At 68.4% G+C, this 22,413-nt stretch carries 18 protein-coding genes; 15 read left to right on the forward strand and 3 right to left on the reverse strand.

The genetic code is table 11. From position 1 onward, the window contains the following. Positions 1-29 precede the first annotated feature (29 nt). From IFT89_RS05065 to IFT89_RS05135, 15 genes are all read left to right on the forward strand, one after another. Entirely contained in the window at positions 30-1,706 is a 1,677-nt protein-coding gene (locus tag IFT89_RS05065) for a DUF885 domain-containing protein (RefSeq protein ID WP_202938424.1), read from the forward strand. Continuing rightward, the gene (locus IFT89_RS05070) at positions 1,703-2,689 is read left to right on the forward strand and encodes an epimerase (protein ID WP_202938425.1); all 987 of its coding nucleotides are present in this window, start codon (positions 1,703-1,705) and stop codon (positions 2,687-2,689) included. The genes IFT89_RS05065 and IFT89_RS05070 overlap by 4 nt, the downstream gene beginning before the upstream one ends. A gap of 174 nt (positions 2,690-2,863) precedes the next feature. Continuing rightward, complete coding sequence (gene rpsA, locus IFT89_RS05075) at positions 2,864-4,321, forward strand: 30S ribosomal protein S1 (RefSeq protein ID WP_056005690.1); 1,458 nt, start codon at positions 2,864-2,866, stop codon at positions 4,319-4,321. A gap of 121 nt (positions 4,322-4,442) precedes the next feature. After that, complete coding sequence (coaE, locus tag IFT89_RS05080) at positions 4,443-5,072, forward strand: dephospho-CoA kinase (RefSeq protein ID WP_202938426.1); 630 nt, start codon at positions 4,443-4,445, stop codon at positions 5,070-5,072. A 68-nt stretch (positions 5,073-5,140) separates the two neighbouring features. Then, positions 5,141-7,207, forward strand: a complete 2,067-nt coding sequence (uvrB, locus tag IFT89_RS05085; protein WP_056777426.1) for an excinuclease ABC subunit UvrB — start codon at positions 5,141-5,143, stop codon at positions 7,205-7,207. A 79-nt stretch (positions 7,208-7,286) separates the two neighbouring features. Further along, entirely contained in the window at positions 7,287-10,178 is a 2,892-nt protein-coding gene (uvrA, locus tag IFT89_RS05090) for an excinuclease ABC subunit UvrA (RefSeq protein ID WP_202938427.1), read from the forward strand. 1 nt (position 10,179) lies between these two features. Further along, the gene (gene uvrC, locus IFT89_RS05095; RefSeq protein WP_290368182.1) at positions 10,180-12,105 is read left to right on the forward strand and encodes an excinuclease ABC subunit UvrC; all 1,926 of its coding nucleotides are present in this window, start codon (positions 10,180-10,182) and stop codon (positions 12,103-12,105) included. Between the two features lie 34 nt (positions 12,106-12,139). Continuing rightward, positions 12,140-13,021 carry an RNase adapter RapZ gene (rapZ, locus tag IFT89_RS05100; protein WP_064296920.1) on the forward strand — a complete coding sequence of 294 codons (882 nt, stop codon included), beginning with the start codon at positions 12,140-12,142 and terminating at the stop codon, positions 13,019-13,021. A gap of 124 nt (positions 13,022-13,145) precedes the next feature. Then, a complete protein-coding gene (whiA, locus tag IFT89_RS05105; protein WP_064296921.1) occupies positions 13,146-14,123 on the forward strand; it encodes a DNA-binding protein WhiA in 978 nt (325 codons plus the stop codon). Between the two features lie 155 nt (positions 14,124-14,278). Continuing rightward, positions 14,279-14,905, forward strand: coding sequence for a superoxide dismutase (locus tag IFT89_RS05110; protein ID WP_064296922.1), 627 nt, complete (start codon positions 14,279-14,281; stop codon positions 14,903-14,905). Between the two features lie 124 nt (positions 14,906-15,029). After that, complete coding sequence (gene gap, locus IFT89_RS05115; RefSeq protein ID WP_064296923.1) at positions 15,030-16,037, forward strand: type I glyceraldehyde-3-phosphate dehydrogenase; 1,008 nt, start codon at positions 15,030-15,032, stop codon at positions 16,035-16,037. A 136-nt stretch (positions 16,038-16,173) separates the two neighbouring features. Further along, positions 16,174-17,391, forward strand: a complete 1,218-nt coding sequence (locus IFT89_RS05120; protein ID WP_079705956.1) for a phosphoglycerate kinase — start codon at positions 16,174-16,176, stop codon at positions 17,389-17,391. Beyond that, on the forward strand, positions 17,379-18,182 hold the full coding sequence (gene tpiA, locus IFT89_RS05125) for a triose-phosphate isomerase (RefSeq protein ID WP_202938428.1): 804 nt from the start codon (positions 17,379-17,381) through the stop codon (positions 18,180-18,182). The genes IFT89_RS05120 and tpiA overlap by 13 nt, the downstream gene beginning before the upstream one ends. 135 nt (positions 18,183-18,317) lie before the next feature. Beyond that, positions 18,318-18,566, forward strand: coding sequence for a preprotein translocase subunit SecG (gene secG, locus IFT89_RS05130; RefSeq protein WP_056005661.1), 249 nt, complete (start codon positions 18,318-18,320; stop codon positions 18,564-18,566). Between the two features lie 86 nt (positions 18,567-18,652). Continuing rightward, the gene (locus IFT89_RS05135; RefSeq protein WP_064296926.1) at positions 18,653-19,015 is read left to right on the forward strand and encodes an RNA polymerase-binding protein RbpA; all 363 of its coding nucleotides are present in this window, start codon (positions 18,653-18,655) and stop codon (positions 19,013-19,015) included. A gap of 90 nt (positions 19,016-19,105) precedes the next feature. On the opposite strand, the gene pgl is transcribed toward IFT89_RS05135, so the two are convergent. The 3 genes from pgl to zwf are packed head-to-tail and all read right to left on the reverse strand — an operon-like array spanning position 19,106 to position 22,397. Beyond that, the gene (gene pgl / locus IFT89_RS05140; RefSeq protein WP_079705958.1) at positions 19,106-19,894 is read right to left on the reverse strand and encodes a 6-phosphogluconolactonase; all 789 of its coding nucleotides are present in this window, start codon (positions 19,892-19,894) and stop codon (positions 19,106-19,108) included. Further along, positions 19,894-20,856 (reverse strand): glucose-6-phosphate dehydrogenase assembly protein OpcA, encoded by a 963-nt coding sequence (locus tag IFT89_RS05145; protein WP_079705959.1) that lies wholly within the window; start codon positions 20,854-20,856, stop codon positions 19,894-19,896. The genes pgl and IFT89_RS05145 overlap by 1 nt, the downstream gene beginning before the upstream one ends. Beyond that, positions 20,853-22,397, reverse strand: coding sequence for a glucose-6-phosphate dehydrogenase (zwf, locus tag IFT89_RS05150; protein ID WP_202938429.1), 1,545 nt, complete (start codon positions 22,395-22,397; stop codon positions 20,853-20,855). Before zwf ends, IFT89_RS05145 begins: the two co-directional genes overlap by 4 nt. Positions 22,398-22,413 lie beyond the last annotated feature (16 nt).

Below are 22,413 nucleotides of genomic sequence, written 5' to 3' on the forward strand. Positions count from 1 at the left end.
TCGGGCGGGTGCGGACTAGGCTCGACGTCATGTCCCACGAAGAACCTCGTCAGAGCACACCGATCGACGCCATCGCCGAGAGCTGGGTGGAGACCCTCGTCCACCTGAAACCGGAGGTCGGCACCTACATCGGCCGCACGGACGTCGGCGGGCGGTACGGCGATTACTCGCCTGCCGGCCACGAGGCCTACATCGAAGCGGCATCGCGCACGCTTCGCGAGCTGCGGTCGGCCGCACCGGTCGACGCTGTCGACCGCGTCACCCAGACCGACCTCTCGGCGGAGCTGGAACTCGACCTCGCCTCGTCGGAGGCCGGTCTCCAGTACCGCGACCTCAACGTGATCGCGTCGCCGTCGCAGGAGCTGCGCGACGTCTTCGACCTGATGCCGACCGCGACGGTCGAGGACTGGAGCACCATCCGGACCCGCCTCGGCGCGTTGCCGGACGCGGTCGACGGGTACATCGAGACCCTGCGCGAGGGCATCGCCCGGGGGATCACCCCGGCACGCCGCCAGGTGGCTGAGGTGTACGAGCAGGTCCTCCGCACCGGCGCCGACGACGGCTTCTTCATCGGCTTCGCCGCCAACGCCGGTCCGGCGGACGGCCAGCTCCCGGCGTCCCTCGCCGCCGAACTCTCGACGGGTGCCGGCGCCGCAGCCGTCGCCTACAACCGTCTGGCGGACTTCCTCGCGCACGAACTGCTGCCTGCTGCAACCCAGGAGGACGCCATCGGCCGCGAACTCTACGCGCTGCAGTCCCGCCGCTTCCTCGGCGCGACGGTCGACCTCGACGAGAGCTACGAGTGGGGTATCGAGGAACTGGCGCGCATGGTGTCGGAGCAGGAGGCGATCGCGAACGAGATCCTCCCCGGCGCGTCCGTCGAGGAGGCGGTCGCCTTCCTCGAACAGGATCCGGCGCGCAAGCTGCACGGCACCGACGCGCTTCAGCGGTGGATGCAGGAGACGAGCGACCGTGCGGTCGAGGAGCTGGGGCGCACGCACTTCGACATCCCGCAGGAGATCCGCGCGCTCGAGTGCATGATCGCGCCGACGCAGGAGGGCGGGATCTACTACACCGGTCCGACGGACGACTTCTCACGCCCTGGCCGCATGTGGTGGTCCGTCCCCGCCGGCGTCACCGAGTTCGACACGTGGCGCGAGCTCACGACCGTCTACCACGAGGGTGTGCCAGGACATCACCTGCAGATCGGGCAGGCCGTCGTCAACCGGAAGACGCTCAACCTCTGGCGTCGACAGCTCGCCGGCACCTCCGGCCACGCCGAGGGCTGGGCCCTCTACGCCGAGCGCCTGATGGAGCAGCTCGGATACCTCGACGACCCGGCGGACCGTCTGGGCATGCTCGACGGTCAGCGGATGCGCGCGGCCCGCGTCGTCCTCGACATCGGGGTGCACCTCGGCAAGCCGCTCCCGGACGGCAGCGGGACCTGGACCGCCGAGTACGCCTTCGACTTCATGGGTCGCAACGTCAACATGTCGCCGGAGTTCGTCCGGTTCGAGGTCAACCGGTACCTCGGTTGGCCCGGCCAGGCGCCGTCGTACAAGATCGGCCAGCGCATCTGGGAACAGCTCCGCGACGACGCGGCCCGCCGCGCCGGGGACGCCTTCGACATCAAGGACTTCCACCGTCGGGCACTGGACCTCGGTGGCGTCGGGCTCGACACGCTGCGGTCGGCGATGCTCGGATGACGGCCGAACGGATCGTCGTCGCCGGCGCGTCCGGGTTCATCGGGCGTCGTCTGGTCGAGTCGTTCCGGGCCGACGGCGCCACCGTCTCCGTCATCGGGCGCGGTGCCGCCGACGCGCGGTGGGGTGACCACGCGGGCATCGCCCGGCTGGTCGACGGCGCGGACCTCTTGGTCAACCTCGCCGGGAAGAGCGTGAACTGTCGCTACACCCCGTCGAATCGTGCCGAGATCCTCCGGTCCCGCGTGGACACGACGACGGAGCTGGCGCGGGCGGTGCGTGCAGCCGCTGCGCCTCCGCCGCTCTGGATCAATTCGTCGACCGCCACGATCTACCGCCATGCCGACGACCGCCCGATGACGGAGGCCGACGGTGAGATCGGTTCCGGGTTCTCCGTCGACGTCGCGACCGCCTGGGAGCAGGCGTTCTTCGCGGACGAGCTGCCCGGGACACGACGGGTCGCCCTCCGCATCGCGATCGTCCTGGGCGACGGCGGAGCACTCACCCCGCTCAAGTGGTTGGCGCGCCTCGGCCTCGGCGGACCCCAACTGGACGGTCACTGGCCCCGTTCCCGATCGCGTCGTGCCGCCGGCACGGATCACCGCTTCGGGACGCCGGGCGGGCGGCAGCGGTTCAGCTGGATCCATCTGGACGACGTCGTCGGCATCGTCCGGTTCCTCCGTGGCCATCCCGAACTCGACGGCGTCGTCAACGTGACGTCCCCGAACCCCACCGACAACCGCGGATTCATGCGGACCGTGCGGTACGTGCTCGGGATGCCGGTCGGCCTCCCCGCACCCCGCTGGTTGCTGGAGATCGGGATGTCCATCCTGCGTACCGAGAGCGAGCTGGTCCTGAAGAGTCGCTGGGCGATGCCGGAGCGGTTGCTGCAGGCGGGCTACCAATTCAGGCACCCGACGCTCGATCCAGCGCTGCGGGACATCCTCTCCGACCGTGGCTTGCCTGCACACCCGGAAAATCGCTAGACTGGACTGTCACAATTGTGACGTCCTATCCGCCTGCCCGTCTCGCAGAGCGACACCGATCCCCGGATCGGTTCACACAACAGCATCGCTTCGATCAACGTCCGTGGTCATCCACGGGTCCGGAGCCGTGCGCGAGGCCGGCCTGAATCATTGTCCACCTGGAGCAATTACTACATGACAAGCGCAACGACCGCCCCCAAGCAGGTCGCAATCAACGACATCGGATCTGCTGAGGACTTCCTCGCAGCGGTCGAAAAGACTCTGAAGTTCTTCAACGACGGCGACCTCATCGAGGGCACCGTCGTGAAGATCGACCGCGACGAGGTCCTCCTCGACGTCGGCTACAAGACCGAGGGTGTCATCCCCTCGCGTGAACTCTCCATCAAGCACGACGTCGACCCCTCCGAGGTCGTCAACGTCGGCGACACGATCGAGGCTCTCGTTCTCCAGAAGGAGGACAAGGAAGGCCGTCTGATCCTGTCGAAGAAGCGCGCGCAGTACGAGCGTGCTTGGGGCGACGTGGAGAAGATCAAGGAATCCGACGGCGTCGTCACCGGTTCGGTCATCGAGGTCGTCAAGGGCGGCCTCATCGTCGACATCGGCCTCCGTGGCTTCCTCCCGGCTTCGCTCATCGAGCTGCGCCGCGTCCGCGACCTCACGCCGTACCTCGGCCAGGAGATCGAGGCGAAGATCCTCGAGCTCGACAAGAACCGCAACAACGTGGTCCTGTCGCGCCGTGCGCTCCTCGAGCAGACGCAGTCCGAGAGCCGCACCACCTTCCTCAACAACCTCCAGAAGGGACAGGTCCGCAAGGGCGTCGTCTCCTCGATCGTCAACTTCGGCGCGTTCGTCGACCTCGGCGGCGTCGACGGTCTCGTCCACGTCTCCGAGCTCAGCTGGAAGCACATCGAGCACGCCAGCGAGGTCGTCGAGGTCGGTCAGGAAGTCACCGTCGAGATCCTCGAGGTCGACCTGGACCGCGAGCGCGTCTCGCTGTCGCTCAAGGCGACCCAGGAGGACCCGTGGCAGGTCTTCGCCCGCACCCACGCCATCGGCCAGGTTGCACCGGGTAAGGTCACCAAGCTCGTCCCGTTCGGTGCGTTCGTCCGCGTCGCAGACGGCATCGAGGGCCTCGTGCACATCTCGGAGCTCTCCGGCAAGCACGTCGAGCTCGCCGAGCAGGTCGTGTCGGTCGGCGAAGAGGTCTTCGTCAAGGTCATCGACATCGACCTCGAGCGTCGCCGCATCTCGCTGAGCCTCAAGCAGGCCAACGAGGGTGTCGACCCCGAGGGCACCGAGTTCGACCCGGCCCTCTACGGCATGCTCACGGAGTACGACGAACTCGGGAACTACAAGTACCCCGAGGGCTTCGACGCCGAGACGCAGGAGTGGAAGGAAGGCTTCGACGCCGAGCGCGAGAAGTGGGAGCAGGACTACGCTGCCGCCCAGGCTCGTTGGGAAGCGCACAAGAAGCAGGTCGCTGCCGCAGCCGTCGAAGAGGCCAACCAGGCTTCCTCCTCGACCGCGTCCTCGTCGGCCGGTTCCTCGTTCTCGAGCGACTCCGCCGGCGGCGGCACGCTCGCTGACGACGAGTCCCTCGCGGCCCTCCGCGAGAAGCTCTCGAGCAACTAGTCCCACCAGCACCGACCAGCGTCGGTGTCCAGCAGGGGGTCGCCTTCGGGCGGCTCCCTGCTGCGTTGTGCGAGGGGCGCTCGTCGAAGGCGCTGCACGCTCCGCGGGTACGCTGGCTGACATGTACCTCATCGGCCTCACCGGCGGGATCGCCTCCGGCAAATCGACCATCGCGGCCCGGCTCGCTGAACACGGCGCCGTCGTCATCGACGCGGACGTCCTCTCACGAGAGGCCGTCGAGCCGGGGACCCCGGGACTGGCCGCCATCGCGAAGCGCTTCGGTGCCGACGTGATCGGGCCCGACGGAGCACTCGACCGCGCTGCGCTCGGCTCCATCGTCTTCGCCGACGACCAGGCGCGGGCCGACCTCAACGCCATCGTGCACCCGGAGGTCAAGCGGTGTTCACAGGCCCGGATCGCCGAAGCCTCGAGCGACCCCGGTGCCGTCGTCGTCTACGACGTCCCGCTGCTCGTCGAGACCGGCCGCGCAGACGAGTTCGACCTCGTGGTCGTCGCCGCAGCTCCGGAGGGGGAGCGCGCCCGTCGGCTCGTCGACCTCCGCGGGCTCGACCGGGGCGAGGCGGAACGACGGATCGCGGCCCAGGCGACCGAGGAGCAGCGCGCCGCCGTCGCCGACGTGGTGATCGACACCGCCGGCTCGCTCGAGCACACTCTCAGCCAGGTCGACGCGGTCTGGCACCGCGCCGCCGCGGCCGCTGTACCGGCGCCCGACCGTCAGGACGGCGTCTGAGCGCTTCACCCGCTCCGCTGTGGGCGAAGCGGGGCAGTGGTGTCGGTGGTCCTCCGTAGACTCGGAGCATGGAACCAACACGCGCCGTCCGCCCCTTCGAGGTGATCAGCGAGTACGAGCCGAGCGGCGACCAGCCCGCCGCCATCGAGCAGCTGTCCGGGCGCATCAACGCCGGCGAGACCGACGTCGTCCTGTTGGGCGCCACGGGTACCGGTAAGTCCGCGACGACCGCCTGGCTCATCGAAGCCGTCCAGCGCCCGACGCTCGTCCTGGCACACAACAAGACGCTCGCGGCCCAGCTGGCGAACGAGTTCCGCGAGCTCATGCCGAACAACGCGGTCGAGTACTTCGTCTCCTACTACGACTACTACCAGCCCGAGGCGTACGTCCCACAGACCGACACCTTCATCGAGAAGGACTCGTCGATCAACGCCGAGGTCGAGCGACTGCGGCACTCGACCACCAACTCGCTGCTGAGCCGTCGCGACGTCATCGTCGTGTCGACCGTGTCGTGCATCTACGGTCTCGGTGCGGCGGAGGAGTACCTGGAGGCGATGGCGGCGCTGCAGGTCGGGCAGAACATCGGGCGCGACCGCCTCATCCGCAAGTTCGTCGGCATGCAGTACAACCGCAACGACGTCGACTTCTCGCGCGGCAACTTCCGTGTGCGCGGCGACACCATCGAGATCATCCCGGTCTACGAGGAGCTCGCGATCCGCATCGAATTCTTCGGCGACGAGATCGAGGCCCTCTACGCCCTGCACCCGCTCACCGGCGACGTCGTGAAGAAGCTCGACGCGGTGTCGGTGTTCCCGGCCTCCCACTACGCCGCCAGCCCGCAGACGATCCAGCGCGCCATCGGCACCATCCAGGAGGAGCTGGCGGAGCGGCTCCAGTCGCTCGAACGCGAGGGCAAGCTCCTCGAGGCGCAGCGGCTCCGCATGCGGACCACTTTCGACCTCGAGATGATGCAGCAGATCGGCTTCTGCTCCGGCATCGAGAACTACTCGCGCCACATCGACGGTCGCTCGGCCGGTGAGGCACCGAACTGCCTCCTCGACTACTTCCCCGACGACTTCCTCACCGTCATCGACGAGTCGCATGTCACCGTCCCGCAGATCGGCGCGATGTTCGAGGGCGACGCCTCCCGCAAGCGCACCCTCGTCGAGCACGGGTTCCGACTCCCGAGCGCGATGGACAACCGCCCGCTCCGGTGGGACGAGTTCAAGAACCGCGTCGGCCAGACGGTGTACCTCTCGGCGACGCCGGGCAAGTACGAGATGGGCATCGCGGACGGCATCGTCGAGCAGATCATCCGCCCGACCGGCCTCGTCGACCCGGCGATCATCGTCAAGCCCTCCAACGGCCAGATCGACGACCTCCTCGAGGAGATCCGGGTCCGCGCCGAGCGCGACGAACGCGTCCTCGTCACCACCCTCACCAAGAAGATGGCGGAGGAGCTCACCGACTTCCTGACCGAGGCCGGCGTGCGCGTCCGCTACCTGCACTCCGACGTCGACACCCTCCGGCGGGTCGAGCTGTTGAGCGAACTCCGGCAGGGCGTCTACGACGTCCTCATCGGCATCAACCTGCTGCGCGAGGGGCTCGACCTCCCGGAGGTCTCGCTCGTGGCGATCCTCGACGCCGACAAGGAGGGCTTCCTCCGCTCGTCGACCTCGCTCATCCAGACCATCGGTCGTGCCGCCCGCAACGTGTCCGGCGAGGTCCACATGTACGCCGACGTCCTGACCGACTCGATGAAGCGCGCGATCGAGGAGACGGACCGTCGCCGCGAGAAGCAGGTCGCCTACAACGAGGAGCGCGGGATCGATCCGCAGCCGCTGCGCAAGCGGATCGCCGACATCACCGAGGCGCTCGCCCGTGAGGGCGCAGACACCGCGGCGCTGCTCGCCGGACGCGACAACGGCAAGAAGAAGAGCCCGACGCCGAACCTGCGTCGGGAGGGCATCGCCGCCGAGGGCGCGAACGACCTCGAGTCGATCATCGCGGACCTCAACGCCCAGATGCTGGCCGCCGCGGCGGAGCTCAAGTTCGAACTCGCCGGCCGTCTCCGCGACGAGGTCTCCGAACTCAAGCAGGAACTTCGACAGATGGCCAAGGCCGGGCACATCTAGTCCGGCGCTTCGCTGAGAGCGCAGTACCACAGACACCGCTCGGGAGTCCGGTGTCGGTGGTGCTGCGTAGACTCGAAGGGTGTCAATTGCCAAGGTAGATCACCACTCCACGCTCAGCGTCCGCGGTGCCCGCGTCCACAATCTTCAGAACGTCGACCTCGAGATCCCGCGCGACTCGCTCGTCGTCTTCACGGGTCTCTCGGGCTCGGGGAAGTCCTCACTCGCCTTCGACACGATCTTCGCCGAGGGCCAGCGACGCTACGTCGAGTCGCTCTCGGCGTACGCCCGCCAGTTCCTCGGTCAGGTCGACCGCCCGGACGTCGACTTCATCGAGGGCCTGAGCCCCGCGGTCTCGATCGACCAGAAGTCCACGAACCGCAACCCCCGGTCGACCGTCGGGACGATCACCGAGGTCTACGACTACATGCGGCTGCTCTGGGCGCGCATCGGCGTCCCGCACTGCCCGGTCTGCGGCGAGGTCATCCAGCGCCAGACGGTGCAGCAGATCGCCGACCAGCTGATGGAGCTCGAGGAGCGACGCCGCTACCAGATCGTCGCCCCCGTCGTGAGCCAGAAGAAGGGCGAGTTCGTCGACCTCTTCAAGGAGCTCTCGGCCAAGGGCTTCGCGCGCGCCATCGTCGACGGCGAGGCGATCCAGCTCGCGGAACCGCCGACCCTCAAGAAGCAGGTCAAGCACGACATCGCGGTCGTCGTCGACCGCCTCGTCGCCGGGCCCGAGATCCTCGGTCGCCTGACCGACTCCCTCGAGACGGCACTGCAGCTCACCGACGGCCTCGTGACGATCAACTTCGTCGACGAAGAGGGCGACGACGCCTGGAGCACCTTCTCCGAGAAGCTCTCCTGCCCGAACAACCACCCGTTGCAGCTGACCGAGATCGAGCCGCGGACGTTCTCGTTCAACGCACCGTTCGGTGCCTGCCCGGAGTGCTCGGGCCTCGGCACGCGCATGTCGGTCGACGCGGAGCTGCTCCTCGGCGACGAGGAACTCAGCATCAACGAGGGCGTCATCGTCCCGTGGACCACCCAGGGCAAGGGGCTCTACCAGTACTACGAGAAGCTGCTCGACGGGCTGGCCCGCGACCTCGACTTCTCGCTCGACACCCCCTGGCGCGACCTGCCTTCCAAGGTCCAGGAGGCGGTGCTCCGCGGCGACAACTTCAAGGTCAAGGTCAAGTGGAAGAACCGCTTCGGCCGCGAGATGAGCTACTCCTCGGGCTTCGAGGGCGTCATCCCGTACATCGAGCGTCAGTACCTCCAGGCCGACACCGACAGCCAGCGCGTGCGCTGGTCCGAGTACCTGCGCGAAGTCCCGTGCCAGGTCTGCGGCGGTCGTCGCCTGAAGCCGGAGGTCCTCTCCGTCCTGATCCACGACCACAACATCGCCGAGGTCGCCGAGCTGAGCCTCTCCGACGCCCGCGCGTTCATGGACCGCCTCGAGCTGAGCGACCGCGAGGCCCACATCGCCGCGCAGGTGCTGCGCGAGATCAAGGTCCGACTCGACTTCCTCATCCAGGTCGGACTCAACTACCTCGATCTGGCCCGGACCGCCGGCTCCCTCTCGGGCGGCGAGGCGCAGCGCATCCGCCTCGCGACGCAGATCGGCTCGGGACTCACCGGCGTGCTCTACGTCCTCGACGAACCGAGCATCGGCCTGCACCAGCGCGACAACCGCCGCCTCATCGAGACCCTCGTGGCCCTGCGCGACCTCGGCAACACGCTGATCGTCGTCGAACACGACGAGGACACCATCCGCACCGCCGACTGGATCGTCGACATCGGTCCCGGCGCGGGCGTCAACGGCGGCCGCGTCGTGCACTCCGGGTCGTACGAGGCGCTCGAGGCCAACACCGAGTCCCTCACCGGCGACTACCTCTCCGGCCGCAAGGCCATCGAGATCCCGGCGAAGCGTCGTCCGATCGACACGAAGCGTCAGATCCAGGTGATCGGAGCGCAGGCCAACAACCTGAAGAAGGTCAGCGCGGACTTCCCGCTCGGAGTCCTCACCGCCGTCACCGGCGTGAGCGGTTCCGGGAAGTCCTCGCTCGTCAACGACGTCCTGTACCGGGTCCTGGCGAACAAGCTGAACGGCGCGCGCAAGCTGCCCGGCAAGCACACCAGGGTCACGGGTCTGGAGCACCTCGACAAGGTGGTCCACGTCGACCAGGCGCCCATCGGCCGCACCCCTCGCTCGAACCCTGCCACGTACACCGGCGTCTTCGACAAGATCCGCAACCTCTTCGCGGAGACGCAGGAGGCCAAGGTCCGCGGCTACCTCGCCGGACGGTTCAGCTTCAACGTCAAGGGCGGCCGCTGTGAGGCCTGCTCGGGCGACGGCACGATCAAGATCGAGATGAACTTCCTGCCCGACGTCTACGTCGCCTGCGAGGTGTGCGGGGGAGCGCGGTACAACCGCGACACCCTGACCATCCACTACAAGGGCAAGAACATCGCCGAGGTCCTCGACATGCCGATCGCCGAGGCTGCCGACTTCTTCGAGCCGATCTCCTCGATCCACCGGTTCCTGAAGACGCTCGTCGAGGTCGGCCTGGGCTACGTCCGTCTCGGCCAGAGCGCCACGACGCTGTCCGGCGGCGAGGCCCAGCGCGTCAAGCTCGCGACGGAGCTGCAGCGGCGGAGCAACGGGCGCAGTGTCTACGTCCTCGACGAGCCGACCACGGGTCTGCACTTCGAAGACGTCCGGAAGCTGCTGCTTGTCCTCGGCGGGCTCGTCGACAAGGGCAACACGGTCATCGTGATCGAGCACAACCTCGACGTCATCAAGTCCGCCGACTGGCTCATCGACATGGGCCCCGAGGGTGGAGCCGGTGGCGGGACGGTCCTCGCCACGGGAACACCCGAGCACCTCGCGACGGTCCCCGGCAGCCACACGGGCTTCTTCCTGAACGAACTGTTCGAGGCAGAGGCCGGCGGCAGCCGCAAGGCGGGCTGACGTGGTGGCCGTCCGCGGCGGAAGTGGTCTGGCGTACCGGCCGAAGGCGGGGGAGATCCCCACCATGCCCGGCGTGTACCGCTTCAGCGACGACTCGGGCCGGGTGCTCTACGTCGGCAAGGCGATGAACCTCCGGGCGAGGCTCAGCAACTACTTCGCGCCCCTGCACACGCTGCACGAGCGAACGCGCCGCATGGTGACGACCGCGACCGGGGTCACCTGGACGACGGTCGGCAGCGACGTCGAGGCGCTGCAGCTCGAGTACACGTGGATCAAGGAGTACGACCCGCCGTTCAACGTCAAGTTCCGCGACGACAAGTCGTACCCGTACCTCGCGGTCACCCTCGGTGACGAGGCGCCGCGCGTCATGGTCACCCGGAACACCCGGATCCCGGGGGCCAAGTACTTCGGTCCGTACCCGAAGATCTGGGCCGTCCACGACACGGTCGACCTCATGATCAAGGTCTTCCCGATCCGCACCTGCTCCGACTCGGCGTACAAGCGGGCCATGGCCTCGGGGAAGCCCTGTTTCCCCGGACAGATCGGGCGGTGCGGCGGCCCGTGCTCCGGCAAGGTCACCATCGAGGAACACCGCGCGATCGTCGACGACTTCGTCTCGTTCATGGTCGGCAACGACCGCCGGTTCACGACGCGCATCACCGCCGACATGAAGGCCGCCGCGGCCCGCCAGGACTACGAGTCCGCGGCCGTCTACCGGGATCAGCTCCAGGCGCTCGACCAGGTGCTCGCGAAGAGCGCGGTCGTCCTGCGCGACGCCGTGGACGCCGACCTGTTCGGCATCGACCACGACGAGCTCGCCGCGTCGGTGCAGCAGTTCATCGTCCGTGGCGGCCGCATCCGCGGTGTACGGTCGTGGACCGTCGACAAGGAGCTCGACATGTCGACCGCCGAGCTCGTCGACAGCGTCGTCCAACGGGTGTACGCCGCCGCGAGTGGGACCGAGGTCCCGCGAGAGGTGCTCGTCCCGGAACTGCCGGACGACGCCGAGAGCCTCGAGGACTGGCTGGCCGAACGCCGCGGCTCGAAGGTCGCCCTCCGCGTCGCCCAGCGCGGCGAGAAGGCGACGCTCATGGAGACCGCGGTCGTCAACGCCAAGCAGGCCCTCATGCTCTACAAGACCCGGCGCAGCTCCGACTTCGTCGCCCGGACGCAGGCACTCGAGGACATCCGCGATGCGCTCGGGATGCCCGAGGCGCCGCTGCGGATCGAGTGCTTCGACGTGTCACACCTGAGCGGTACCAACATCGTGGCGTCGATGGTGGTCTTCGAGGACGGGCTGTCCCGCAAGGACGAGTACCGTCGCTTCGGCGTCGCCGAGTCCACCGACGACACCGACTCGATCTACCAGGTCGTCTCCCGGCGACTCGCACACCTCACGTCGTCCGAGCCCGTCGAGACGGTCGACGAGACCACGGGGGAGCGCAAGCGCCGGAAGTTCACCTATCCGCCGCAGCTCCTCATCGTCGACGGCGGGCAACCGCAGGTCGCCGCTGCCGCGCGTGCGCTGGAGGAGTCCGGCCTGACCGGGATCACCCTGTGCGGACTGGCGAAGCGACTGGAGGAGATCTGGTTGCCTGAGGACCCGTATCCGGTGATCCTGCCGCGGGGGAGCGAAGCGCTGTTCCTCCTCCAGCGGGTCCGCGACGAGGCGCACCGGTTCGCCATCAGTTTCCAGCGACAGAAGCGGAAGCGCGACATCTCGACCGTCCTCGGTGAGATCCCCGGGCTCGGTCCGGCGAAGGTCCGCGAGCTGCTCAAGCACTTCGGATCCGTCGCCCGCTTGAAGACCGCGACGCCGGCCGAGATCACCGAGGTCAAGGGCATCGGCGACAAACTGGCGGCCACGGTGCACGAGGCGTTGACCTCCGGCTCCGCACAGCCCTCGCAGGCCTCGCGGAATGGGTAGGCTGGGACTTCAGACCTTCGAGGAAAGCGTGTCGATGACCCCGGGCCAGCCGCAGCACCAGCAGGAAGTCCTCATCGTCACGGGGATGTCCGGCGCCGGACGCTCCACCGTCGCGAACGCGCTCGAGGATCTCGGCTGGTACGTCGTCGACAACCTGCCCCCGCAGATGCTCCGCCCCCTCGTCGACCTCGCCGAGCGCGCCGGATCACGTCTGCCGCGGATCGCCGCGGTGGTCGACGTCCGCGGCCGCGACTTCTTCAGCGAGCTGCAGGAGATCGTGCCGGCGCTCCGGGGCGGGACGCACCTCCGCATGATCTTCCTGGAGGCGACCGACGCGGCGCTCGTCCGCCGGTTCGAAGCCGTCCGCAGGCCGCACCCGCTGCAGGGCGAGGGAACGATCCTCGACGGCATCGTGGCGGAGCGTCACCGACTGAGCGAGATCCGTGAGTCGAGCGACGTCATCATCGACACGAGCGACCTCAACATCCACCAGCTCGCCACGACCACGCGTGAGCTCTTCGCCGGCGCGGAGACACCGGGTGTCCAGGTCACCGTGCTGAGCTTCGGGTTCAAATACGGCCTGCCCCCTGATGCGGACCTCGTCGCCGACATGCGGTTCCTCCCGAACCCGTTCTGGGTTCCGGAGCTGCGTGCGTTGAGCGGTCAGGACCCCGAGGTCAGTGAGTACGTGCTCTCGCAGACCGGAGCCGCCGAGTTCCTCGAGAGCTACGCCCACGCCCTCGAACCCGTCCTCGCCGGGTACCAGCGTGAGAACAAGCGTCACGTCACCATCGCCGTCGGCTGCACGGGGGGCAAGCACCGCTCGGTCGCGGTCGCCCTCGAACTCGCCGACCGGCTGCGGAACCAGTCCGGCGTCGCCGTACACGTCCGGCACCGAGACCTCGGGCGCGAATGACGCCCACAGGCCCGACGCAGCCGCGGCGGAGCCCGAACGGTCCGAGGCACCACGCCTCCGGATCGCGAACATGCAGGATCGACGCCGCACTCCGACGGCGCGATCACGACAGATAGGAACCACCGTGGCCCTCACCGCCGACGTCAAGAACGAACTGGCGCTCGTCCGCGAGACCCGCAACTCGGTCCGAGCGGCCGAACTCGCGTCCCTGCTCCGCTTCTCCGGCGGACTCCACACGATCTCCGGACGCGTGGCGATCGAAGCCGAACTCGACAGTCCGACCCTCGCGCAGCGGGTGCGGCGCGACATCGGCGAGCTCTACGGGATCCGCAGCGAGATCCTCGTGCAGAACCCCGGCAGCTCGGGCAAGCCGAGCCTGTTCGTGGTGCGCGTCATCGAGGGTGGCGAGACCCTCGCCCGGCAGACCGGACTCCTCGACGCCCGGCGGCGTGCGGTCCGCGGGCTGCCGAACCGGCTGACCACCGGGTCGCGCGACGAACTCGCCGCCGTTTGGCGGGGCGCGTTCCTCGCCACCGGGTCCCTCACCGACCCCGGCCGATCCGCGTCACTGGACGTCGTGTGCCCCGGTAACGAGTCCGCGATGGCGCTCGTCGGTGCCGCCGGCCGCATCGGTGTCTCCGCGAAGGCGCGGGAGGTCCGCGGCATCCACCGTGTCGTCATCCGCGAGGGCGACGCGATCAGCGGCATGCTGTCGCTCATGGGTGCCACCGGCACCGTCACCTCCTGGGAGGAGATGCGGCAGCGCAAGGAGGTCCGGGCGACCGCGAACCGACTCGTCAACTTCGACGACGCCAACCTGCGCCGCTCCGCCCAGGCGGCCGTGGCGGCCTGCGCGCGCGTCGAGCGCGCCCTCGAGATCCTGGGCGACGAGGTGCCCGACCACCTGCAGTACGCCGGTGCCCTGCGCCTCGACCACCGTGAGGCCAGCCTCGACGAACTGGGCCACTTCGCCGACCCTCCGATGACGAAGGACGCCATCGCCGGCCGCATCCGGCGCCTGCTCGCCATGGCGGACAAGCACGCGAGCGATCTCGGCATCCCGGGCACCGACGCCAACCTCCCGGCGGATTACGAGGACTGAAACAGCTCGTGAATCCTCGCCGACCCGCCATCGTCGCGGTTCGTCATGCTGGGAACAAGCCCCGACTCCCGACGGTTGCCGCTCACTAGACTGGGTGATGACGCTCAGAGCCGTGTGCAGACAGCGCACGGGACAACACGAGGAGATCACGAAGAATGGCTGTTTACTCACTGCCCGAATTGCCGTACGACTACAGTGCGCTCGAGCCGCACATCAGTGCGACCATCACCGAGCTCCACCACGACAAGCACCACGCCACCTACGTGGCCGGCGCGAACACGGCCCTCGAGAAGCTCGCTGAGGCCCGCGACGCCAACGACTTCACGAACGTCAACAAGCTCGAGAAGGACCTCGCGTTCAACCTCGGCGGTCACGTCAACCACACCATCTGGTGGAACAACCTCTCCCCGGACGGCGGCGACAAGCCGACCGGTGAGCTCGAGTCGGCCGTCGACGAGTACTTCGGCAGCTTCGACAAGTTCCAGGCGCACTTCACCGCCGCGGCGCTCGGCGTGCAGGGATCCGGATGGGCCGCGCTCACCTGGGACACCCTCGGTCAGCGCATCAACATCCAGCAGTTCTTCGACCAGCAGGGCAACTTCCCGGCCGGCACCGTCCCGCTGCTGCTGCTCGACGTCTGGGAGCACGCCTACTACCTCGACTACAAGAACGTCCGCGCCGACTACGTCAAGGCGTTCTGGAACATCGTCAACTGGGCCGACGTCCAGGCACGCTTCGAGGTCGCGCGCAAGCAGACCAACGGCCTGCTGGTACTGTCGTAGTTGACCGGTCCGTCCCGGTCCCACGGGCCGGGACGGACCACTTTCCTCCTCACTCGGGGAGGGCGCTCACTCCGAGCAGACCGTACAATCGCGCCGTCTGGCGCCTCAGTATCAGGAGTCATCTGTGTCCGTCAAGATCGGCATCAACGGCTTCGGCCGCATCGGCCGCAACTTCTTCCGCGCCGCCCTCGCCAAGGGCAGCGACCTCGAGATCGTCGCTGTCAACGACCTCACCGACAACAAGGCGCTCGCCCACCTCCTGAAGTACGACTCCATCACGGGTCGTCTGGACGCCACGGTCGAGCTCGACGGCGACAAGATCATCGTCAACGGCAAGCCCATCATCGTGCTCGCGGAGCGCGACCCCGCCGACCTCCCCTGGGGCGAGCTCGGCGTCGACATCGTCATCGAGTCGACCGGTCGCTTCACGAAGTCCGACGACGCCCGCAAGCACATCACCGCCGGCGCCAAGAAGGTCCTCGTGTCCGCTCCCGCCACGGGCAGCGACGTCGCCACGATCGTCCTCGGCGTCAACGAGGGCACCTACGACGCCGCGACGCACGACATCATCTCGAACGCGTCCTGCACGACGAACTGCCTCGCGCCGCTCGCCAAGGTCCTGCTCGACAACTTCGGCATCGAGCGTGGCCTCATGACCACGGTCCACGCCTACACCGCCGACCAGAACCTGCAGGACGGCCCGCACAGCGACCTCCGTCGTGCCCGCGCCGCCGCCGTCAACATCATCCCGACCTCCACCGGTGCAGCCAAGGCACTCGGCCTGGTCATCCCGGAGCTCGTCGGCAAGCTCGACGGCTACGCCCTGCGCGTCCCGGTCCCGACCGGTTCGATCACCGACCTCACGGTCGAGCTGACCAACCCGGCCACAGTCGAGGAGATCAACGCCGCGTACAAGGCTGCCGCCGAGGGCCCCCTCAAGGGCATCCTGAAGTACACCGAGGACCCGATCGTCTCGAGCGACATCGTGACCGACCCGCACTCCTCGATCTTCGACGCCGGCCTCACCAAGGTCATCGGCTCGCAGGTCAAGGTCGCCTCGTGGTACGACAACGAGTGGGGCTACTCGAACCGCCTCGTCGACCTCACCGAGTACGTCGCGGACCGCCTCTAACCAACCGGCTGTCTGCCGCACTCCTCACCCGAGCAGCCAGACACCGCATGGTCCGAACGGGCGTCCTGAATCATCTTCAGGGCGCCCGTTCGGCTTCGTCGGTGGTCGTGGCTCAGCGCAGAGAAAGACCTTCCTCATGACCCTCCGCACCCTCGACTCGCTGGGCGACCTCAGCGGTCGCAGAGCCGTCGTCCGCCTCGACCTCAACGTTCCGCTCAAAGACGGCGTCATCACCGACGACGGCCGCATCCGCGCGGCACTCCCCACCCTCAACGCGCTCATCAACCAGGGTGCGCGTGTCGTCATCGTCTCGCACCTCGGCCGCCCCGACGGCACACCCGACGCGAAGTACAGCCTTGCGCCCGTCGCGCAGCGGCTGTCCGAACTCCTCGGCAAGCCCGTGACCTTCGCCGCCGACACCGTCGGCAGTGCCGCGACCGACGCCGTCGCCGCGCAGACCGACGGTGACGTCGTGCTGCTCGAGAACCTGCGCTTCAACTCCGCCGAGACCAGCAAGGACGCCGGCGAACGTGAGGCGTTCGCCGCCAAGCTCGCCGCCTTCGGCGACGTCGTCGTCTCCGACGGCTTCGGTGTCGTCCACCGGAAGCAGGCGAGCGTGTACGAGCTCGCCAAGTTGCTCCCGAGCGCTGCCGGGCTGCTCATCGCCGCCGAGCTCGAAGTCCTCGACCGTCTCACCGAGACCCCGGAGCGCCCCTACACGGTCGTCCTCGGCGGCTCGAAGGTCTCCGACAAGCTGGGCGTCATCGGCCACCTGCTGCCGCGCGTCGACTCGCTGCTCATCGGCGGTGGCATGCTGTTCACCTTCCTCGCCGCCCAGGGGCACGCCGTCGGCTCGAGCCTGCTCGAAGCGGACCAGATCGAAACCGTCCGCGGGTACCTCGCGAAGGCCGACGAGCTCGGCGTGACCATCGTCCTGCCGACCGACGTCGTCGTCGCCTCGGCGTTCGGTGCCGACGCCGAGCACGTCGTGCGCCCGGCCGACGCCATCGAGGACACCCCGTTCGGTGCCTCAGGACTCGGACTCGACATCGGACCGGACACGGCTGCAGCGTTCGCCGAGATCGTCGCCGCGTCCAAGACGGTGTTCTGGAACGGCCCGATGGGTGTGTTCGAACTCGCGCCCTTCGCCGCCGGTACGCGCGCGGTCGCTGAAGCACTCACCCGCACGGACGGCCTGAGCGTCGTCGGTGGCGGTGACTCGGCCGCAGCGGTTCGTGCGCTCGGCTTCGATGATGACCAGTTCGGTCACATCTCAACTGGTGGCGGCGCCAGCCTCGAGTTCCTCGAGGGCAAGCGCCTGCCTGGACTGGAGGTCCTCGGATGGCAGCAGTAACCCCCGGGCGCACGCGTGTGCCCCTGATCGCCGGCAACTGGAAGCTCAACCTGGACCACCTCCAGGCGATCGCCCTCGTCCAGAAGCTCGATTGGACGCTCAAGGACGGCAAGCACGACTACGCCGACGCCGAGGTGGCCATCTTCCCGCCGTTCACGGACCTCCGCTCGGTCCAGACGATCGTCGCCGCCGACAAGCTCAAGCTGGCCTACGGGGCGCAGGACCTGTCGCAGCACGACTCTGGCGCCTACACCGGTGAGATCTCCGGAGCGTTCCTCGCGAAGCTCGACTGCCGCTACGTACTCGTCGGACACTCCGAGCGCCGCACCCTGCACAACGAGACCGACGAGGTCGTCCAGGCGAAGACGGCCGCAGCCGTGCGACACGACCTCGTCCCCGTCATCTGCATCGGTGAGACCGCCGAAGACCTCGAGGAACACGGCCCGTCGGCCGTCCCCGTGGCGCAGCTCAAGGCGGCCATCGACGGACTCGCACCGGATGCGGACATCGTCGTGGCCTACGAGCCGGTGTGGGCCATCGGTTCCGGTCAGGCGGCGACGCCCGACCAGGCGCAGCAGGTCGCAGCCGCTCTCCGCAGCACGCTCGCCGAGGTCCTCGGCGACGAGGCAGCGCAGCGCACGCGGATCCTCTACGGCGGTTCGGTGAAGGCCTCGAACATCGCCGGCTTCATGCGCGAACCCGACGTCGACGGCGCCCTCGTCGGTGGCGCGAGCCTGCTCGCCGAGGAGTTCGCCGGGATCGCCCGCTTCTCGCAGCACGTCGGGCTCTAACCGACCTGCTGCACCAGCAGCACCGACACGGCTCGGCCCGCGGCACCAGCCGCGGGCCGAGCCGTGTCCGCTGAACCGTCGAGGTATACTGGACGGCGGTTCAGCCCCTCTGAACGCGAATGCGAAAGGTCTCACGTGGAGATTCTCCAGGTCATCCTGCAGGTGCTGCTCGGCATCACCAGCCTCCTGCTCACCTTCCTGATCCTGCTGCACAAGGGCCGCGGCGGCGGTCTGTCCGACATGTTCGGTGGCGGCTCCTCCAGCAACCTCGGTTCGTCAGGGGTCGCCGAGCGCAACCTCAACCGCTTCACCGTCATCCTCGGCCTGACCTGGGGTGCCTGCATCGTCGTGATCGGGCTCCTGACGAAGTTCGCCGCCGCCTAGCCCGGCCGCGAAGCCCCGATCCCGGGGACGCAACTCGACGCACCACACCCGAACCACTCTCGACAGTACGAGAAAGAGGAAACACCATGGCATCAGGCGGAAGCGCTATCAGGGGATCACGCGTCGGCGCCGGTCCCATGGGCGAGCAAGACCACGGCTACCACGCGGACCGCATCGCCATCTCCTACTGGGACGCCCTCGGCAACGAGACGGTCCGCCACTTCGCGGCGAACGTCCCCGACGAGGAGATCCCGGAGACGATCGACTGCCCGACGTCCGGTCTGCCGGCCGGTCGCGACAAGGCGAACCCGCCGGAGGTCGCGAAGCTCGAGCCGTACAAGACCCACCTCGCCTACGTGAAGGAACGACGCACAGAGGAAGAGGCGGAGCAGCTGCTCGAAGAGGCACTCCAGCAGCTCCGTGCACGCCGCGGTACGGCAGCGAAGTAGCCGGACACAGCACCACATACGCGGAAAGGCCGTTCCCCTCGGGGAACGGCCTTTCTGCATAGCGGCACCGGCTCGCCGACCGGCCTTCCGCTAGTACTCCGGGAGGATCAATGAATCCGGGACCTCGGCGGCCGCATCCTGGTCGACGAAGAACACCGTCCGTTTGCGTCCCTTGGCCCCGGCGGCGGGGACCTCGTTGTAGCTGGCACCCGCGAGGGCGAGGCCGAGTGCCGACGCCTTGTCGGTGCCGGCGAGGACGAGCCAGACCCGCACGGAGGAGTTGATGGCCGGCCGCGTCAGGCTGAGTCGTTCCGACGGCGGCTTGGGGGAGTTCCGCACCGGGACCACCGAGGTGTCGGTGACCGAGACCTCGGCCCGCTCGGGGAAGAGCGATGCGACGTGACCGTCGGGACCGACACCCAGGAACGTGATGTCGAACCGCGGGTGGTCCTCGCCGGGCCGCGCGAACCGACGGAGCTCGTCCGCGTAGCGCACCGCAGCGGCGTCGAGGTCGATGCCGTCCTCCGGCGCCGGGTATCCGTGCACGTGTTCGGCGACGAGGCCACGCTCCGGAAGCGCCAGCAGGGTCTCCAGCAAGGCCTCGCGTGCCTGCAACTCGTTCCGATCGGCGTCGTCCCGAGCGACCCAGCGCTCGTCCCCCCACCAGAGGTGCACCCGGGACCAGTCCACCCGGTCGCGGTCCTTCGACGCGGCCACGGCGGCGAGCGTCCCCGTGCCGACCGTACCGCCGGTCAAGACGACGTGGACCGTCTCCTGCGACTCGAGCAGTTCACGGGTTCGGGAGAGGAACCGCTTGGCGACCGAGGTCGTCAGCTGGTCGCGGTCCTGGTAGACGAGGACGCGTCGCTCGGTCGGCATCAGCTGGTCCGAGCGCGGAGCGTGACCGGCTCGCCGAGGCCGGGGAGGCCCACGGTGATGACCTGTCCGTACAGGACGTCCGGGTCGAGCGTGCGCAGCTCCTCGGCGAGGCAGTCGCGCAGACTGCGACGGGGGAGCGAGAGGTCGTGCGTCGGCTGCCCGGGCTGGATCAGCGTCGCGATGTCGGGAACGGGTCGCTCGAGGACGACGTTGCCGGACGCCCGCGTGAGGCGGACACCGTGGATGCCGCTCGACCCGTGCGCCATGCTGAGTTCGTGGGTCACGTCGACCTGCAACTGCAGCTGGAGCCAGGCGGCGAGCAGCTCGGTCGACGGGGAGTCCGATGCTCCGGACACCTCGATCGCCGTGACGGGCTCGTACGGCGGCTGGTCGAGCACCGCCGCGAGCTGTGCACGCCAGAGCGTGAGCCTGGTCCACGCGAAGTCCGTGTCTCCGGGGGCGTAGTTCGCCGCGCGACCGCGAAGGGCGGCGTGGGTGTCCGCCGCCGCGGACGCGTCGGTGATGCGACGCTGGGCGATGCGGCCGATCGGTGACGTCGAGACGCGTTCCGGTGCCTCTCCCGGCCACCAGGCGACCACGGGCGCGTCGGGCAGGAGCAGACCGGTCACGAGGCTCTCCTCGTTCTCGGCGACCGCACCGTAGGCGCGGAGGATGACCACCTCGCTCGCTCCGGCGTCGCCGCCGACGCGGATCTGGGCATCGAGCCGGTCTCCGATGGAGGAGTGCTGGTCGTCGTGCTCCGTGGAGAGGACGATGACCCGCATGGGGTGCTCGCGGGAGGCCTCGTTGGCGGCCTCGATGGCCTCCTCCTCGGCTCCGAGCCGCGTCGAGATCACCAAGGTGAGCACGCGACCCAGGGCGACGGCGCCGCCGTCCTCGCGGATGGTCACGAGCGCCTTCGAGAGCTTGCTCGTGGTCGTGTCTGGCAGGTCTACGATCATGGTCGTCTCCAGGTGCGTCCGTCGCGGTTCATGAGGTCGTCGGCCGAGGACGGGCCCCAGGTGCCGGGAGCGTACTGCTCGAGCGGCGTGTCCTGAGCGGCCCAGTACTCCTCGATCGGGTCGAGGATCTTCCAGGAGAGCTCGACCTCCTCGTGACGGGGGAAGAGCGGCGGGTCGCCCAGCAGGACGTCGAGGATGAGGCGTTCGTACGCCTCGGGGCTCGCCTCGGTGAAGGCGTGGCCGTAGCCGAAGTCCATCGTGACGTCGCGGACCTGGGTGCCGGCACCCGGGACCTTCGAACCGAAGCGGATGGTGACACCCTCGTCGGGCTGGACCCGGATGACCAAGGCGTTCTGGCCGAGCGCCGAGGTCTGGCTCTCCGCGAACAGGTACTGGGGAGCACGCTTGAAGACGACCGCGATCTCGGTGACGCGGCGTCCGAGGCGCTTCCCGGCACGCAGGTAGAACGGCACGCCGGCCCACCGACGCGTGTTGATGTCGAGCCGCATGGCCGCGTAGGTCTCGGTCGTCGACTCCGGGTTCATCCCGTCCTCGTCGAGGAAGCCCAGCACGTGCTCGCCGCCCTGCCAACCACCGGCGTACTGCCCACGGGCCGTCGCGGCCCCGAGGTCGTCGGGGAGGCGGACGGCCGCGAGGACCTTCTCCTTCTCCGCGCGCAGGTCTGCGGCGTTGAAGGAGATCGGCTCCTCCATCGCCGTGAGGGCGAGGAGCTGCAGCAGGTGGTTCTGGATGACATCGCGCGCCGCTCCGATGCCGTCGTAGTACCCGGCACGACCGCCGACGCCGATGTCCTCGGCCATGGTGATCTGTACGTGGTCGACGTAATTGGCGTTCCAGATGGGCTCGTACAGCTGGTTCGCGAACCGGAGCGCCAGGATGTTCTGGACGGTCTCCTTGCCCAGGTAGTGGTCTATCCGGAAGATCGAGTCCGACGGGAAGACCGACTGCACGATGTCGTTCAGCTCGCGAGCCGTCTTGAGGTCGCTGCCGAACGGCTTCTCGATGACCACCCGGCGCCACTGACCGTCAGCGGGCTCCGCGAGTCCCGAGCGACGGAGCTGCTCGGTGACCTGCGGGAACGCCTTCGGCGGGATCGAGAGGTAGAACGCGTGGTTGCCCATCGTCCCGCGATCCGCATCGAGCTCCTCGATGGTCTCCTTCAGCTTCTCGAACGCCGCGTCGTCACCGAATTCACCGGGGACGAACCGGATGCCCTGGGCGAGCTGGTTCCAGACGTCCTCGCGGAACTCGGTCCGGGCGTACTGCTTGACGGATTCGTAGACGACCTCCATGAAGTCCTGGTCCTCCCAGTCCCGTCGGGCGAACCCGACGAGTGAGAAGCCAGGGGGCAGGAGGCCCCGGTTCGCCAGGTCGTACACGGCCGGCATCAGCTTCTTGCGGGACAGGTCGCCTGTCACGCCGAAGATGATGAGGCCGCTCGGACCGGCGATCCGATTGAGGCGTCGGTCGGTGTCCACCCGCAGCGGGTTGGACTCCGGGGTGATTTCCACCGGGGACATGAAGCTCCTTGTGCAG

Source organism: Plantibacter sp. CFBP 13570, assembly GCF_014841395.1.
Taxonomy (GTDB): domain Bacteria; phylum Actinomycetota; class Actinomycetes; order Actinomycetales; family Microbacteriaceae; genus Plantibacter; species Plantibacter auratus.